The sequence below is a fragment of the Methylobacterium sp. 190mf genome (assembly GCF_900107945.1).
Classification (GTDB): Bacteria; Pseudomonadota; Alphaproteobacteria; order Rhizobiales; family Beijerinckiaceae; genus Methylobacterium.
Map to the genome: position 1 here is coordinate 91,878 of NZ_FNVI01000019.1, position 15,279 is coordinate 107,156.

General features: G+C 72.9%; 14 protein-coding genes. 9 read left to right on the forward strand and 5 right to left on the reverse strand.

What is annotated here, in order from left to right; genetic code table 11:
• Nucleotides 1-116: 116 nt before the first annotated feature.
• Nucleotides 117-317, forward strand: a complete 201-nt coding sequence (locus C4T42_RS21535) for a hypothetical protein (protein WP_020093812.1) — start codon at nt 117-119, stop codon at nt 315-317.
• Between the two features lie 41 nt (nt 318-358).
• Here the strand turns inward: C4T42_RS21535 and C4T42_RS21540 are convergent, their stop codons facing one another.
• Complete coding sequence (locus C4T42_RS21540; RefSeq protein WP_103985851.1) at nt 359-1,873, reverse strand: glucan biosynthesis protein; 1,515 nt, start codon at nt 1,871-1,873, stop codon at nt 359-361.
• A 271-nt stretch (nt 1,874-2,144) separates the two neighbouring features.
• Between C4T42_RS21540 and mdoH the strand changes: the two genes are divergently transcribed.
• Together mdoH and C4T42_RS21550 are read left to right on the forward strand one after the other, a co-directional pair.
• Complete coding sequence (gene mdoH / locus C4T42_RS21545) at nt 2,145-4,073, forward strand: glucans biosynthesis glucosyltransferase MdoH (RefSeq protein ID WP_020093810.1); 1,929 nt, start codon at nt 2,145-2,147, stop codon at nt 4,071-4,073.
• Between the two features lie 225 nt (nt 4,074-4,298).
• Nucleotides 4,299-4,964, forward strand: coding sequence for a L,D-transpeptidase (locus tag C4T42_RS21550; RefSeq protein WP_020093809.1), 666 nt, complete (start codon nt 4,299-4,301; stop codon nt 4,962-4,964).
• 220 nt (nt 4,965-5,184) lie between these two features.
• On the opposite strand, the gene C4T42_RS21555 is transcribed toward C4T42_RS21550, so the two are convergent.
• Together C4T42_RS21555 and C4T42_RS21560 are read right to left on the reverse strand one after the other, a co-directional pair.
• Complete coding sequence (locus C4T42_RS21555; protein ID WP_020093808.1) at nt 5,185-5,505, reverse strand: cupin domain-containing protein; 321 nt, start codon at nt 5,503-5,505, stop codon at nt 5,185-5,187.
• Between the two features lie 196 nt (nt 5,506-5,701).
• On the reverse strand, nt 5,702-6,124 hold the full coding sequence (locus C4T42_RS21560; protein ID WP_020093807.1) for a DUF971 domain-containing protein: 423 nt from the start codon (nt 6,122-6,124) through the stop codon (nt 5,702-5,704).
• Between the two features lie 81 nt (nt 6,125-6,205).
• Between C4T42_RS21560 and moaA the strand changes: the two genes are divergently transcribed.
• Nucleotides 6,206-7,258, forward strand: coding sequence for a GTP 3',8-cyclase MoaA (gene moaA, locus C4T42_RS21565; protein ID WP_020093806.1), 1,053 nt, complete (start codon nt 6,206-6,208; stop codon nt 7,256-7,258).
• A gap of 106 nt (nt 7,259-7,364) precedes the next feature.
• Here the strand turns inward: moaA and radA are convergent, their stop codons facing one another.
• Both radA and alr read right to left on the reverse strand, forming a co-directional pair.
• The gene (gene radA / locus C4T42_RS21570; protein WP_020093805.1) at nt 7,365-8,801 is read right to left on the reverse strand and encodes a DNA repair protein RadA; all 1,437 of its coding nucleotides are present in this window, start codon (nt 8,799-8,801) and stop codon (nt 7,365-7,367) included.
• A 45-nt stretch (nt 8,802-8,846) separates the two neighbouring features.
• A complete protein-coding gene (gene alr, locus C4T42_RS21575) occupies nt 8,847-9,956 on the reverse strand; it encodes an alanine racemase (RefSeq protein ID WP_020093804.1) in 1,110 nt (369 codons plus the stop codon).
• A 276-nt stretch (nt 9,957-10,232) separates the two neighbouring features.
• Between alr and C4T42_RS21580 the strand changes: the two genes are divergently transcribed.
• The 5 genes from C4T42_RS21580 (at nt 10,233) to C4T42_RS21600 (ending at nt 15,231) form a co-directional block, all read left to right on the forward strand.
• A complete protein-coding gene (locus tag C4T42_RS21580; RefSeq protein WP_020093803.1) occupies nt 10,233-10,841 on the forward strand; it encodes a CvpA family protein in 609 nt (202 codons plus the stop codon).
• A gap of 131 nt (nt 10,842-10,972) precedes the next feature.
• A complete protein-coding gene (gene purF / locus C4T42_RS21585; protein ID WP_026605025.1) occupies nt 10,973-12,448 on the forward strand; it encodes an amidophosphoribosyltransferase in 1,476 nt (491 codons plus the stop codon).
• 246 nt (nt 12,449-12,694) lie between these two features.
• Nucleotides 12,695-13,444 (forward strand): SDR family NAD(P)-dependent oxidoreductase, encoded by a 750-nt coding sequence (locus C4T42_RS21590; RefSeq protein ID WP_026605024.1) that lies wholly within the window; start codon nt 12,695-12,697, stop codon nt 13,442-13,444.
• A gap of 196 nt (nt 13,445-13,640) precedes the next feature.
• Nucleotides 13,641-14,051 carry a dihydrofolate reductase gene (locus C4T42_RS21595; protein ID WP_012320823.1) on the forward strand — a complete coding sequence of 137 codons (411 nt, stop codon included), beginning with the start codon at nt 13,641-13,643 and terminating at the stop codon, nt 14,049-14,051.
• Between the two features lie 61 nt (nt 14,052-14,112).
• A complete protein-coding gene (locus C4T42_RS21600; protein WP_020093799.1) occupies nt 14,113-15,231 on the forward strand; it encodes a carboxylate-amine ligase in 1,119 nt (372 codons plus the stop codon).
• Nucleotides 15,232-15,279 lie beyond the last annotated feature (48 nt).

A 15,279-nucleotide genomic window follows, 5' to 3' on the forward strand; every position in this document is an offset into this window, starting at 1 on the left:
TCGGCGGCCCACGGCCAAGCTGCCTTGATACCGTCAAGCCGGATGTGAAATCTGTCGGCGCTGCCGGCGACCGCCCCGCCAGAGGGTGGAGACGGCGCAGCACGAGGGATCATCACATGCTGGACCATCATCGGGACGCGGCCGTCCAGGCCGAGCGTCGCCTGGAGCGTTCGGTCGCCGCCGCCCTGCGCGTCATCGCGGCCGCCCACGACGAGCGGCAGGCCCCGCCGGTCAGCGCGGCCCGCCGCCGCCTGAGCGAGGTCTACGGCGCCACCCGCCTGGCCCGGCGCCTGGAGCAGGAGCGCCGGACCGCCTGAGACACGCCGTCTTCGCGAGCGCGGCGACGCGATGACGGAGCCTAGACGGCGGCGTCCCAGGTCTCGCTGAGGGGGACGGTTCCGCGGACCAGCCGGGCGCGCAGCACGACGTCGCCCGGCGGCACCGGCTCCGGCGGGCGCCACTCGACGTAGATCCGCCAGCCTCCGGTCTGCGGCACGAAGTTGGCCACCGGATCGTGCAGCGTGCCGGCGCTGGCCGAGACCTCCGCGGCGACCGCGTCGTCGGGACCCTTCGGCAGGCCCGGACCCTCGAAGTCGATGACGCAGAGCCGCCGCCGCGGGTCGGGCGGGTTCGACGGGCGCAGGCGCTCCGCCGAGCCGAGCCGCGTCGACGTCACCCGGGCGAGGGCGGTCTCCGGGATCGCCGGCACGGGCTCGGCCCCCACCGTGGTCAGCCCGTAGCTGACGTGCAGCGGCGCGCCGGGCTGCGCCGGGGCCGCCGGCACGAAGGCCGCCACGATGTTGTCCAAGTACTCCTCGCCCGACGGGATCTCGAAGAGCTGCACGGCGCCGTCCGCGAAGGCGCCCCCGGCGGAATCCGGCGCCACCCACAGGCCCGGCCGCGCCTCGTGGCGCGCCTCCACGTCGAGGTAGGCCGCGAAGCTCCGCTCCCGCTGCAGCAGCCCGAAGCCGGCGAGCGGCCGGGCCGCGAAGGCGGAGATCTGCGGCTGCGCCCGCCCGTTGACCAGGGGGCGCCAGATCCGGTCGATCCGCGCCGGGTCGGCCCCGGCCGCGACGCAGAGCCCGTCGGAATCGTGCACCTGCGGCCGGAAATCGTCGAACGGCTTGGCGCCCCGGGCCCCGGGCCCATTCTGGCCGTACAGGAACATGCTGGTGAGCGGCGCCAGCCCGAGCTTCGGGAGCGCCCGGCGCGGGTGGAGCGCTGCCGTGACGGCGATCCGGGCCGGGTCGCCGGGCGCGATCTCGAACCGGTAGGCGCCGGCCACGCTCGGGCTGTCGAGGAGGGAGAGCACCGTGAGGGTGCGCGCCTCCGGCTCCGGCTCGCAGATCCAGTGGGCCACGAAGTCGGGAAATTCCTCACCCTCCGGCGCGCCGGTGCCGATGGCGAGGCCCCGGGCCGAGAGCCCGTATTCCTGGTTGGCCGCGCGCAGGCGGAAGTAGGAGGCGCCCAGGAAGACGAGGAACTCCTCCTGGAAACCCTTCGGCCGCCAGGCGGGCGTGTCCGGGAAGGCGTAGTGCAGGCGGAAGCCCGCGAAGCCGAGATCCGCCGGGAAGCCCTGGCCGGCGAGCCGCGTGCCCAGGTCGAACAGCCCCGTGTCGTAGGGGATCGGCCGCGCGGGCCCCCGGAGCGGCTGGAGGTGCAGCGCCACGCGCCGGCGCTGCAGGAAGCCGCGGTGGAACAGCTGGGCGCTGAAATGCGCGCCGAGCCGCAGGCCCGCGTCCGGCCGGAAGGTGATCGCCCGGTAGCCGTCGTAGTCGAGGGCGGCGAGCGCCGGCGGCAGGTCCTCGGGCGGCGGGGCGTAGGGCGCTGCGGCGCGCCGCGCCGCCTCGGCCGAGAGGGTCTCGAAGGTCATCGCGTCGCCCTGCGGCGGAAGCGCCGGCCCGGCCCACGTTCTGGACCCATTCAGATCCGTCGCGCTAGGTAGAACCGTGCCGGCAGCCGCGGCCAGGACTGTTCGAAGAACGCGGCGCCGGGAGGGGGGATTGATCCGTTCGGCTTCCGGCGGCCTGGGCTGCCGGGTCGGCTCCGTATCCTCACCCCGCACATCGGTATCCACGGTCATCGGTTCCCGGCCCCGCACGGCCGGGCGGCCGGCAGCCTTCCACGGTCGAGTTCCTCGCGCCATGTCGTCACGCGTCACCTCCTCCGCCGAGCGGTCGCACCGGAACGCGGCTCCCGCCATACCCGATCCGTCGGAGAACGCAGCCTGCCGCGAGGTCTGGACCGACGCGCCGCGCGGCGCCCTGCGCGCCCGCCGCCTCGCCCTGGCCGTCCCGAGCCTCGCCACCGCCGGCGGCCTCGTCTGGCTCGCCGCGCTCGCCTACCCGGCGGGTGTCAGCCCGCTGGCCTGGGCGGTCCTGGTGCTGTTCGGCCTCGTGATGGGCTGGCAGGCCTTCGTCGCCTGCCAGTACGTCTACGGGTTCGTCGCGGCCCTCCTGGGCGACCGGGCGAAGTCCGCGCTGGAGCGCCGCTCCGAGCAGGCGGGCGCCGTGCCGGCCGGGGCCGGACGCACCGCCGCCGTGGTGGCGATCCACGCCGAGGACGCGGTCGCGGTCTTCGCCCGCCTGCGGGTGATGGCCCGGTCGCTCGCCCGCGCCGAGGCGCGGGGCATCGACATCTTCGTCCTCTCCGACACACGGGACGGCGCGATCGCCGCCGTGGAGGAGCACGAGTACGCCCGCATCCAGGCCTGGGCGGCCTCCGACCCGGCGCTGCCGCGGATCCGCTACCGGCGCCGGACGGAGAATGTCGGCCGCAAGGCCGGCAATATCGGCGAGTTCTGCCGCACCTACGGCGGCGAGTACGCCTTCATGATCGTGCTGGACGCCGACAGCCTGATGACCGGCGCGGCCATGGGCCGGCTCGTCGGGCTGATGCAGGCGAGCCCGCGCACCGGCCTGATCCAGACCGTCTCGTACGCGGCCGGCCGGGACACGCTCTTCGCGCGCATCCAGCAATTCGCCGTCCGGCTCTACGCGCCGCTGGCCCTGCGCTGCCTGGAGACCTGGCAGGGCCCGGAGGGCAGCTACTGGGGCCACAACGCGATCCTGCGGGTCGAGGCCTTCGCGGAGAACGCGCAGCTCCCGAAGCTCCCGGGCCGGGAGCCGCTCGGCGGCGAGATCCTGTGCCACGACATCGTCGAGGGCGCGCTGATGGTGCGCGCCGGCTGGGAGGTGCGGCTGCTGCCCGAGATGGGCGGCACCTGGGAGGAGATGCCCACCAACCTCGTCGACCTGCTCGGCCGCGAGCGCCGCTGGTGCCAGGGCAACCTCCAGCACCTGCGGGTGCTGCCCTGGGCGGGCCTTCACGGCGCGAGCCGCTGGCACCTCCTCGTCGGCATCCTCTCGTACGGGGTGCTGCCGCTCTGGATCGCCTTCCTGGGCCTCGCCGCGTGGCAGGCCGCCCGGACCGGCGATCTCGGCCTCCTGGCCTACGGTCTGACCGGGCAGGGCGCCGCCGCCCACGCGCTCGCCGCCCTCAGCGTCGCCGTGCTGGCCCTGCCGAAGCTCCTGAGCCTCGGCCACGTCCTCGCCTCCGCGGAGCGCCGGGCGGCCTTCGGCGGCGCGCGGGCGCTGCTCGCGAGCGCCGCCCTGGAGCAGGCGGTGTGGGTGATCCTGTGGCCGGTCCTGACCCTGTTCACCGCCGGCGCCGTGGTCTCGACCTTCTTCGGCCGGGTGGTCCGCTGGGAGACGCAGGACCGGGACGACCGGCAGGTCTCCTGGGCGGAGGCGTTCCGGCTCCAGGCCGACGCCGTGGTGGTAGGCGCGCTGATGGTGCTCGCCCTGGTCCTCGTCGGGAACCCGTGGCTCGCCCTCTGGCTGGCGCCGATCGCCCTGGCGCTGCTCACGAGCCCGGCCCAGAGCGTCTGGACCAGCCGGGCCGATCTCGGCCGCGCCGCCCGGGCGCGGGGCCTGTTCCTGAACGCCGACGACACCGCGCAGGCGCCGGAGCTCGCCGAACTCGCCCAGCTGCGCGGCCTGCCCGCCGCGCCGGCCCCCCTCCGCCCGGCCGCGCGCGAGCCGGCGATCTGGCTCGCCGCCGACGAGGCCTGACGGGGAGCGCGAACGCGCGGATCCGCGCCCGTCATCCTGGCTCTTACGGCCAAGCTGCCACAGTGTTGCCATCGAGTCACGGGCAGGCGGAACCGCCCCGGCCGGGCGGTTTCAGGCTTGGATTTGAGGCGCGAGCGTTTACCCCTTGGCGAGGATCGGCACGGCATCGTGCCGCGGTCTTCGCCGCGTTCCCGCCATAGTCCGCGCCTGCCCCGAGAGGCTTTGATGCGTCGTTTTCTCCCCGCCCTGATCGGGCTTCTCGGCGCGGCCGCCTGCGCCGCGCCGGCACTGGCCTACGAGATCGACCCGCTGACCCGCCAGCCGCTGAACGACGCGCTCACCGTGCGCGTCCGCCCGCAGGCCGTCGAGACCGTCGCGGTGCCGGTGGCCAACGCCTCCCTGAACCCCGCCGACCCGCTGAACGCCGACGCGGCGGTCCCGCAGATGTCGGCGATCCCGCGCGAGACGGTGGCCTATAACGGCCCCTACGGCGCCGGCACGATCGTCGTCTCCACCGCCGAGCGGCGGCTCTACTACGTGCTCGGCGGCGGCCAGGCCCTGCGCTACGGCGTCGGCGTCGGCCGGCCGGGCTTCACCTGGGGCGGTGTGCAGACCATCACGATGAAGCGCGAGTGGCCGGATTGGCGCCCGCCGTCGACCATGCTGAAGCGCCGGCCCGACCTGCCGCGCTACATGAAGGGCGGCCTCGAGAACCCGCTCGGCGCCCGCGCCATGTATCTCGGCGGCTCGATCTACCGCATTCACGGCTCCAACGAGCCGGAGACGATCGGCACGGCCGTCTCGTCGGGCTGCATCCGCATGACCAACGACGACGTGACGGACCTCTACACCCGCGCCAAGGTCGGCACGAAGGTCATCGTCCAGCGCTGATTCCTTTTCGGAGCTTCGACGAGGGGGCCGGCCGCGAGGTCGGCCCTGTTCGCGTTTCGTAGGGTTTCCGGTTGATGGCTTCGGCGCGGCCGTCTTTGCGAGCGGAGCGAAGCAATCCAGCGGCGCCACGCCTGCAGAGGTCGCGCTGCCCTGGGTCACTTCGCTTCGCTCGTGATGACGGGATAGGCACATCAACCGAAGCGTTCAAACGGAAACCGGATCAGGGCAGGGTCACCAGCGCGTCCGGACGCTTCACCTCGATCTCGACGAACGCGATCGGGTGGTCGGACCCGTTCATCACGTCGTGCCGAATGCCCGCCGGGCGCATGTAGGATTGCCCGGCCGCGAGGGCCGTCTCGCTGACCGCCGCGCCGTCGTGGACGCGCAGGATCCCGTCCACCAGCATCACCACGAAGTAGGGCCAGCCGTGCTCGTGCCAGCCGGTCACGCCGCCGGGCGGGAAGTCCCAGCGGGTGATGCGCACGGCGGCGTCGTCCTGCTGGATCGTGGGCGTCGCGGGGATGGTGCAGGCGAAGGCCATGGCGGCTCCGAAGGTGGTGGGCTGACGGGTGCGCGATGCAAGCCGCCGGCCCACTCAGCGGCTCGACGCCGTCATCGCGAGCGCAGCGAAGCGACCCAGGGGTGCGCGACGCCGAAAATCGTGGCGCCACTCTGAATTGCTTCGCTCCGCTCGCAAAGACGAGGCTCGGGGCCGGGGTAAGCGGGAGCAGCTGCCCTCAGTGGCAGCCGCACGAGCCCGACCCGCAGCCCCCGCCCTGCTTCACCGGGGCGGTGCGCGCGGTCTCGCGGTCCAGGCCGCGCTCGGCGAGCTCGCCGAGATAGGTGTTCCAGCGCGTCTCGTACTCGCGGCCCAGGGTGTGGAGGTAGCCCCAGCCGTAGATGCCGGTGTCGTGCATGTCGTCGAAGCCGAGCTTCACCGCGTAGTTGCCGACCGGCTCCACCGCCAGGATCGCCACGGCGCGCTTGCCGCCGATCACCTTCCGCTCCTGCGGCGAGTGGCCCTGCACCTCGGCCGAGGGGCTCGACACGCGCAGGTACTCGGCCGGCAGGGCGTAGCGCGCACCGTCCTCGAAGGCGACGCTGAGCACCCGCCGGTCGGCCGACAGGCGGATCTCGGTCGGCCACAGATCCTCGGTCACGGGTCACACTCCTCACGCAATCTGGGGCTGCGGCGCGGGATCGGCTTGCCCGCGACCGCCGGTGGCATCATATGCCGGACGATGCTCGATGACAGCTCCCTGACGCCGCAGACGTCCGCTCTCGGCGCGACCGCCGGGCCGGCGCCGCTGATCGACCCGTTCCAGCGGGCGATCTCGTACCTGCGCATCTCGGTGACGGATCGCTGCGACCTGCGCTGCGCCTACTGCATGTCCGAGCACATGGAGTTCCTGCCCAAGCGCGACCTGCTGACCCTGGAGGAGCTGGACCGGCTCTGCGGCGTGTTCATCGCCCGCGGCGTGCGCAAGCTCCGGATCACGGGCGGCGAGCCGCTCGTGCGCCGGGACATCATGCACCTGTTCCGCCGGCTCTCGCGCCACCTCGATTCGGGGGCGCTGGAGGAGCTGACGCTCACCACCAACGGCACGCAGCTCACGCGCTACGCCGACGAGCTGGCGAGCCTCGGCGTGCGCCGGATCAACGTCTCCCTCGACACCCTCGACCCGGACAAGTTCCGGGCGATCACCCGCCGCGGCGACCTCAAGGTGGTGCTCGACGGCATCGCGGCGGCGCGGGCCGCCGGGATGAAGGTGAAGATCAACGCGGTGGCGCTGCGCGACGTCAACGCCGACGAGATCCCCGGCATGATCGCCTGGGCCCACGGCCTCGGCATGGACATGACGCTGATCGAGGTCATGCCGCTCGGCGAGATCGAGGCCGACCGGACCGACCAGTTCCTGCCCCTGTCGGTGGCCCGGCAGCGCCTGGAGACCCGCTACACCCTCACGCCGCTGCCCGACCGCACCGGCGGCCCGGCGCGCTACGTGCGGGTCGAGGAAACCGGCGGGAAGCTCGGCTTCATCACGCCGCTGACCCACAATTTCTGCGAGAGCTGCAACCGGGTTCGCCTGACCTGCACGGGCCAGCTCTACATGTGCCTCGGCCAGGAGGATTCGGCCGACCTGCGCGCGGTCCTGCGCGCCTCCCAGGACGACGCGGTGCTGGCCGCGGCGGTGGTAGAGGCGATCACCCGCAAGCCCAAGGGCCACGACTTCGTCATCGAGCGCCAGCGCCCGGCCGCCGTGCCGCGGCACATGAGCGTGACGGGGGGCTGACCGCCTCCGTCCTAGCGAGCGCAGCGAAGCAACCCAGGGCAACGGGCCCTTCCCGACCGTAGCGCATCCCTGGATTGCTTCGCTCCGCTCGCAAGGACGGACGCGCTCACATCTCCTCGTCGGCGTAGCGGGCCGGCTGCCGCCCGCGCTGGCCGGATCCCCGCCGCGGCGCGCCCGCGCTGATGCCCGCCACCAGGTCGGCGATGTGGCGCAGCGTCTCCACGGAGAGCGCCTTCTCGCCCTCGCCGCGGCCCTGCGGGATCAGCGCCTTGGCGAAGCCGAGCTTCTGCGCCTCCTTCAGCCGGGAGCCGGCCTGCGCTACGGGCCGGATCGCCCCCGACAGGCCGATCTCGCCGAAATAGACCGTCTCGGGCGGCAGCACGGCCCCCGACAGCGACGAGACCAGCGCTGCCGCCACCGCCAGATCCGCTGCCGGCTCGGTGATGCGCAAGCCTCCGGCAACATTCAAATAGACGTCGTGGCTGCCGAGCCGGATGCCGCCGTGGGCTTCCAGCACGGCGAGCACCATCGACAGCCGGTTCGGGTCCCAGCCGACCACGGCGCGCCGGGGCATGCCGAGCGACGAGGGCGCCACCAGCGCCTGGATCTCCACCAGCAGCGGCCGCGTGCCCTCCATGCCGGCGAAGACCGCGGTGCCCGCCGCCTGGTGGTCGCGGCCGGCCAGGAACAGCGCCGACGGGTTCGGCACCTCGCTGAGGCCGGCGTCGGTCATCTCGAACACGCCGATCTCGTCGGTCGGCCCGAACCGATTCTTCACGGCGCGCAGGATGCGGAAATGGTGGCCCTGGTCGCCCTCGAAGGAGGCGACCGCGTCGACCATGTGCTCCACCACCCGCGGGCCGGCGATCTGCCCGTCCTTGGTGACGTGGCCGACCAGGATCACCGCCGTGCCGGTGGTCTTGGCGAAGCGAATCAGCGCCTGGGCCGAGGAGCGGACCTGCGTGACCGTGCCGGGGGCCGATTCCACCGTCTCGGTCCACATGGTCTGGATCGAGTCGATGATCGCCAGCGCGGGCGGGCGCCCCTGGCTCAGGGTCTCGACGATGTCCTCGACGTTGGTCTCGGCGGCGAGCTGGACCGGGCGCGCGCTCAGGCCCAGTCGCTCGGCCCGCAGGCGCACCTGCCCGACCGCCTCCTCGCCCGAGATGTAGGCGACCCGCTCGCCCGTGCCCGCCATGGCGGCCGAGGCCTGCATCAGCAGGGTCGACTTGCCGATGCCGGGATCGCCGCCGAGCAGGATCACCGAGCCGCGCACGAAGCCGCCGCCGGTCACCCGGTCGAGCTCGCCGATCCCCGAGGGGATGCGCGGCGCCTCCTTGGCCTCGCCGGTCAGGCCCTCGAGGGGGAAGACCCGGCCGCGGTTGCGCGACGGCCGGGTCGCCGCCGGCCCGGACTGGCCGGGGGCCGAGGGCGCCTCCTCGACGATCGTGTTCCAGCCGTTGCAGGCCTCGCAGCGCCCGCGCCAGCGGTTGTAGACCGCCCCGCAGGACTGGCAGACGAAGGTCTGGTGGATCTTGGCCATACGGGTCCGGGCGCCGGCGGTCCGGCGTGTCAGGGTGGAGTCGCGTCAGCCTACATAAGTTCGAACATACCGAGAACCCAGCCCGGTCAGGATCTCGTAGCCGATCGTGCCGGCGGCGCGGCCGACCGCGTCGATGTCGAGGCTGTCGCCGATCAGCACCGCCTCCGCCCCGCGCCGGGCCGCGGGCGCCGCCGTGACGTCGAGGATGATCAGGTCCATGGAGACGAGGCCCAGGATCGGGCACGGCACGCCGCCGACCAGCGCCTGGCCTCGCTCGCTGATCGCCCGGGGGAGGCCGTCGGCGTAACCGAGCGAGAGGGTCGCCAGCCGGCTCGGCGCGGCGGCGGTCCAGCGGCCGTTGTAGCCCGCGGTGGCGCCGGCCGCGACGCCGCGCACCTGCACGATCGCCGCCTCCAGCCGCACCACCGGGCGCATCGGGTTCGCGGCGCCCGGCGTCGGGTTGCCGCCGAACAGGGCGTAGCCCGGCCGCAGCAGGTCGTGCCGGGCCCCGTCGAGGAAGATGCCCGACGAGTTCGCCAGCGAGGCCCGGAGCCCGGGATAGGCCGCCCGGACCCGCGCGAAATCGGCGATCTGACGGGCGTTGACCGGGTCCTCCGGCTTCTCGGCGCTGACGAAGTGGCTGAGCAGCAGGTCGATCCCGGCGGCCGCGATCCGCGCGTCCCCGGCGAGGTCCAGCGCCTCGGGCACCGACAGGCCGAGCCGGTTCATGCCGGTATCGACGTGCAGCGCCGCGGGCGGGCGGTTCCCCGGGAACGCCGCCCAGTCCGACAGCTCCTCGACGCTGCCGAGCACCGGGCGCAGACCGTGGGCCGCGAAGGCCGCCGCGGCGCCCGGGGGCAGACCGTTCAGGACGTAGATCGCGGCGTCCGGCAGGGCGGCCCGGGCGGCGACGCCCTCGGACAGGTGCGCGACGAAGAAGGTCCGGCAGCCGGCGGCCCACAGGGCCGGCCCGACGCGGCCGACGCCGCAGCCGTAGGCATCGGCCTTCACCACGGCGGCGCAGTCGACGCCCGCGCCGCGGGCCGCCAGGAACCGCCAGTTGGCCGCGATCGCCCCGAGGTCGATCGTCAGCCGGGCGCCGTGGGCGCCGATCTCCGTCACAGGTCCGGCCTCGGACACGCGGAACGCCTCCATCCATTCGCCACCGGGAGTCCGGACGCGCGGACCGGACCCCGGGCGCGACCCATAGCACCGGGACGGTGCCCGGGTGGAGCCGAGCATTCCGCGCGGCGGGTCGCGCCACGGTGATCGGCGCGTCCGATGCACGGTCTGATGCATGGACGGCACAGGCGCGCGATCAGGCGGGCGCGCCAGGGTGACGGCCGAGGTCGGGCTTGGTATAAATCCGCCGCGGTCCGGGGGAGCCGCACGGCCGACGCGCCATCCCCGCGGGTACCAAAAAGCTCAACGATGCCGTTTACCGTCCTGGATCTCGCCGTGCTCGGCATCGTCGCGGTCTCCGCGCTGCTCGCGGCCGTGCGTGGTGTGACCCGCGAGGTCCTGGCGATCGTCGCCTGGGTGGCGGCTGCCGCCGTCGCGTGGACGCTCCACCCCATGCTGCTGCCCACCGTGAAGCAGCACGTGAACAGCGACACCGTGGCGCTGGTGGCGTCGATCGCGGCGATCTTCCTCGGCACCCTGATCATCGTGTCCATCATCACGGTGAAGATCTCCGACGTCGTGCTCGACTCGCGGATCGGCGCGGTCGACCGCTCCCTCGGCTTCCTGTTCGGCGCGGCCCGCGGCTTCCTGATCTGCGTGATCGGCTGGGTGTTCCTGTCCTGGCTGGTGCAGGGCAAGGTGCCGGACTGGGCCGCCCAGGCCCGCACGCGCCCGATGCTGGAGAAGTCCGGAGACGCCCTGGTGGCGCAGCTGCCCGAGAATCCGGAAGGCTTCCTCAAGCAGTTCAAGAAGCCGAAGACCGGCGCGCCGCCGAGCGACTCCGCCGACGCACCGGCCGAGACCGACGCCGCGCCGCAGCGCCGGACCGAGACCGCGCCGACCCCGACGCGACGCTGATCTGCGGTATTCGCCGTAGGTCTCATCGCGCGGAACGCCTAGATAGCGGTTCCGGTGGTGTACGGATTGCTTCCGCGACGACCGGCGCGCCGGCCCGTCGCCGCCGGGATCTGTGAGTGATCGACAGCCCCATGTCACACGCCGCCGCCACCACCGACACCTTCGATCTCGACCTCGACGGCGACACGCTGCGCGAGGAGTGCGGGGTCTTCGGGATCTTCGGCCATCCGGACGCCTCCGCGATCGTCGCGCTGGGCCTGCACGCCCTGCAGCACCGGGGCCAGGAGGCGGCCGGCATCGTCTCCTTCGACGGCTCCGTCTTCCACTCCGAGCGCCGCCCCGGCCTCGTCGGCGATTCCTTCTCCGACGGCGACACGATCGCCCGCCTCAAGGGCCGCGCCGCCATCGGGCACGTGCGCTACTCGACCACCGGCGGCACGATCCTGCGCAACGTCCAGCCGCTCTTCGCGGAGCTCGCCAGCGGCGGCCTCGCGGTCGCCCACAACGGCAACCTCACCAACGCCCTGTCGATCCGCCGCGACCTCGTGCGCGACGGCGCGATCACGCAGTCGACCTCCGACACCGAGGTGATCCTGCACCTCGCGGCCCGCTCGCGGAAGCCGCGGATCATCGAGCGCTTCATCGACGCCCTGCAGGCGATCCAGGGCGCCTACGCGATCGTGGCGCTGACCAACAAGAAGCTGATCGGCGCCCGCGACCCGCTGGGCATCCGCCCGCTGGTGCTGGGCGAGCTCGACGGCCGCTACATGCTGGCCTCCGAGACCTGCGCGCTCGACATCATCGGCGCCCGCTTCGTGCGCGACATCGAGAACGGCGAGATCGTGGTGATCTCCGAGGAGGGGATCGAGTCGATCCGCTTCGCCGACGCCGTGCCGATGCGGCCCTGCATCTTCGAGTACATCTACTTCGCCCGGCCGGACTCGGTGGTGAACGGCAAGAGCGTCTACGCGGTGCGCAAGGCGATCGGCCGGGAGCTGGCCCGCGAGGCCGCGGCGCCCGCCGACATCGTCGTGCCGGTGCCGGATTCCGGCGTGCCGGCGGCGCTCGGCTTCTCGCAGGAGACCGGGATCCCGTTCGAGATGGGCATCATCCGCAACCACTATGTCGGCCGGACCTTCATCCAGCCGACCCAGTCGGTGCGCGAGCTCGGCGTCCGGATGAAGCACTCGGCCAACCGCGCGGCGATCGAGGGCAAAAGCATCGTCCTCGTGGACGACAGCCTCGTGCGCGGCACGACCTCGGTGAAGATCGTCCGGATGATGCGCGAGGCCGGCGCCGCGGAGGTCCATTTCCGGATCGCCTCTCCGCCGATCACCTACCCGGACTTCTACGGGATCGACACGCCCGAGCGGGAGAAGCTGCTCGCCGCGACCCACGATCTCGAGGCCATGCGCAAGTATATCGGCGCCGATTCGCTGGCCTTCCTGTCGATTCCCGGCCTCTACCGGGCGATGGGCGAGGAGGCGCGCAACGCGGCCTGCCCGCAATACACCGACCACTGCTTCACGGGCGACTACCCGACCGGCCTGACCGACCTGTCCATCGCCGGCCCGAAGCGCTTCGCCATGCTGGCCGAGGCCGACTGAGCCTCTCCGGAAGGGCGCGACCGGCAAAGCAGAGACACGGCTTCGGCACAGCCGTCTTTGCGAGCGGAGCGAAGCAATCCAGGGTAGCGCAACATCGGTGAGCATGGCGCCGCCTGGATTGCTTCGCTGCGCTCGCAAAGACGCGGGTCGGGGCCATCGACCGAAAGTGGTCGAAAGGGCCCGGCTACTGGCCATTTGAAACCGGACTCCTCGACCCTTGGCGCGGGAATGCGCTACGTGCTCCCCATGGCTGACTCCCAAAGACCCCTGGAAGGCCGCGTCGCGGTCGTCACCGGCGCGTCCCGCGGCATCGGGCGCGCCGCCGCCCTGGCGCTGGCCGGGGCCGGCGCGCACGTCATCGCGGTGGCCCGGACCGTGGGCGCCCTCGAGGAGCTCGACGACGCCGTCCGGGCGGCCGGCTCCAGCGCCACCCTGGTGCCGTTCGACCTCGCCGACTACGACGCGATCGACCGCCTGGGCGCGGCGATCAACGAGCGCTGGAAGCGCCTCGACATCCTGGTCGCCAATGCCGGCATCCTCGGCGCGCTCATGCCGATCGGCCACATCACCCCGAAGATCTGGGGGCAGGTGATGGACGTGAACGTCACCGCCAACTGGCGCCTGATCCGCTCCCTCGACCCGCTGCTGCGCATGTCGGACGCCGGCCGGGCGATCTTCGTCTCGTCGGGGGCCGCCTCGAAGTGCCGGCCCTACTGGGGGCCCTACTCGGTCTCGAAGGCGGCGCTGGAGGCCCTGGTGCGGACCTACGCGGCCGAGAACGAGAGCGCGGCGATCCGGGCCATGCTGCTCAATCCCGGCCCCCTGCGGACCGGCATGCGCCGCTCGGCCATGCCCGGCGAGGACCCCGAGACCCTCCGGACGCCCGAGGAGCTCGCGCCCCATTTCGTGCGGCTCGCGTCCCCGGACTGGACCGAGACCGGCAAGCTCTACGATTTCCCCACCGACCGGGTGCTGAGTTTCCGCGCACCCGAGTGAGCCCCTGCGCTGTTATTCGAACGCACATCCCACCGCCTGCCTCATCCTGAGGTGCCGGAGCGAAGCGGAGGCCTCGAGAGAACGGCCCGGAGGTCGCGCGATCCCTGGCGCCCTCCTTCGCGGTCCGCTCGCGCGGGCATCTCGGGATGAGGGGTTGTATAGGACGGGCCTGATCTTCCTCTCTGAGTTCATCACGATGATCGACGTCCGCTGCATCTGCGCGATCGGCCTGCGAGGCCAGCTCGGCCTCAACGGCCACCTGCCCTGGGAGGGCAACACCGACCCGCTCTTCGTGGAGGACGTCACGCGCTTCTTCGCCCTCACCATGGGCCACGTGCTGATCGCCGGGCCGAAGACCGTGGCCTCGGTGCCCGAATTCGCCTTCAAGGACCGCACGATCGACGTGATCCGCAGCCACGAGGATCCGGAGGCGGTGCTCAAGCGCTATCCCGGGCGGCGGATCTTCGTCGGCGGCGGGATCGCGGTGTGGAACGTCTACGCGCGGTACATCCAGAACTGGGACATCACGCGCCTGCCCTACGACGGCGAGGCCGACCGCTGGTTCGACCCCGCTTGGCTGGTCGGCGGGCCGCTGCGGACGCCCTGAGCGGCACCTTCGTCCCCGCCGGCGCGTTGGCGCGCACGCGTCGCGTTTTCCGGAGATCACGATGAGCACCCCGAGCTACCGCTTCGGCATCGAGGAGGAGTACTTCCTGGCCGATGCCGAGACCCGGGGGACGCCGCGGGGCGACCTCGCCGCCTTCCACGCGCGGGTCAAGGCGGAGCTCCCCGAGACGGGCCGCGAGCTGGTCGCCGCGCAGGTCGAGGTCTGCACGCCGCCGCTCACTGACGCGGCGGCCGCCCGGGAGAATCTCGGCGGCCAGCGGCGGCAGCTCGCCGGGATCGCGGCCGAGAACGGCCTGCGGCTGCTGGCCTGCGGCACGCACCCCCTGGCGCGCTGGTCGCGCCAGACCGCCACCGACGGCGCGCGCTACAAGGGCATCCTGTCGGATGTCGGCATCGCGGCGCGGCGGGCCCTGATCTGCGGCATGCACGTCCACGTCGAGGTTCCGGACCCCGACGCCCGGGTCGACCTGATGAACCGGCTGCTGCCGTTCCAGCCGCTGCTGCTCGCGCTGTCGGCCTCCTCGCCGTTCTGGCAGGGCGAGGCGACGGGCCTGCGGGCCTACCGGCTCAGCGTCTTCGGGGAATTGCCGCGCACCGGCCTGCCGGAACTGTTCACTGACTCGGACGCCCACGCGCGGTTCGTCGCCATCATGACCCGGTCGGGCGCCATCGCGGACGCGAGCTTCCTGTGGTGGTCGCTGCGGCCCTCCATCAAGTTCCCGACCCTGGAGCTGCGCATCGTCGACGCCTGCACGCGCCTCGACGATTCGCTCTGCGTCGCCGCGCTGTTCCGCTGCCTCGTGCGCCTGTGCGCGCGCCGGCCGGACCTCCATGCCGGGCTCGACGGCGTCTCGCGGGCGCTGGCCTCGGAGAATCTCTGGCGCGCCCAGCACAGCGGCGTCGCCGCGTCCCTGATCGACGAGGCGCGCGGCGAGGCCGTGCCGTTCGCCGAGGCGCTGGAGGCGGTGCTCACGCTGGTGGCCGAGGACGCGGACGCTCTCGGCTGCGCGGCGGACGTGGCCCGCGCGCGGGCGATCGTGGCCGAGGGGACCAGCGCGGACGGGCAGATCGCGGCCTACGAGGCCGCGCTCGCCGCGGATCAGGACGAGCGCGCCGCGCTGGCGGCCGCGGTGGACTGGATCGCCGACGCGGCGCGCTGAGCACTGCCGCATCCGCGCCGTCATCACGAGCGGAGCGACGTGACCCGG

Bases quoted from the DNA above. Each gene is read 5' to 3' on its own strand.
- C4T42_RS21535 (WP_020093812.1), top strand. From the start codon at position 117: ATGCTGGACCATCATCGGGACGCGGCCGTCCAGGCCGAGCGTCGCCTG.
- C4T42_RS21540 (WP_103985851.1), bottom strand. From the start codon at position 1,873: ATGACCTTCGAGACCCTCTCGGCCGAGGCGGCGCGGCGCGCCGCAGCG.
- mdoH (WP_020093810.1), top strand. From the start codon at position 2,145: ATGTCGTCACGCGTCACCTCCTCCGCCGAGCGGTCGCACCGGAACGCG.
- C4T42_RS21550 (WP_020093809.1), top strand. From the start codon at position 4,299: ATGCGTCGTTTTCTCCCCGCCCTGATCGGGCTTCTCGGCGCGGCCGCC.
- C4T42_RS21555 (WP_020093808.1), bottom strand. From the start codon at position 5,505: ATGGCCTTCGCCTGCACCATCCCCGCGACGCCCACGATCCAGCAGGAC.
- moaA (WP_020093806.1), top strand. From the start codon at position 6,206: ATGCTCGATGACAGCTCCCTGACGCCGCAGACGTCCGCTCTCGGCGCG.
- radA (WP_020093805.1), bottom strand. From the start codon at position 8,801: ATGGCCAAGATCCACCAGACCTTCGTCTGCCAGTCCTGCGGGGCGGTC.
- alr (WP_020093804.1), bottom strand. From the start codon at position 9,956: ATGGAGGCGTTCCGCGTGTCCGAGGCCGGACCTGTGACGGAGATCGGC.
- C4T42_RS21580 (WP_020093803.1), top strand. From the start codon at position 10,233: ATGCCGTTTACCGTCCTGGATCTCGCCGTGCTCGGCATCGTCGCGGTC.
- purF (WP_026605025.1), top strand. From the start codon at position 10,973: ATGTCACACGCCGCCGCCACCACCGACACCTTCGATCTCGACCTCGAC.
- C4T42_RS21590 (WP_026605024.1), top strand. From the start codon at position 12,695: ATGGCTGACTCCCAAAGACCCCTGGAAGGCCGCGTCGCGGTCGTCACC.
- C4T42_RS21595 (WP_012320823.1), top strand. From the start codon at position 13,641: ATGATCGACGTCCGCTGCATCTGCGCGATCGGCCTGCGAGGCCAGCTC.
- C4T42_RS21600 (WP_020093799.1), top strand. From the start codon at position 14,113: ATGAGCACCCCGAGCTACCGCTTCGGCATCGAGGAGGAGTACTTCCTG.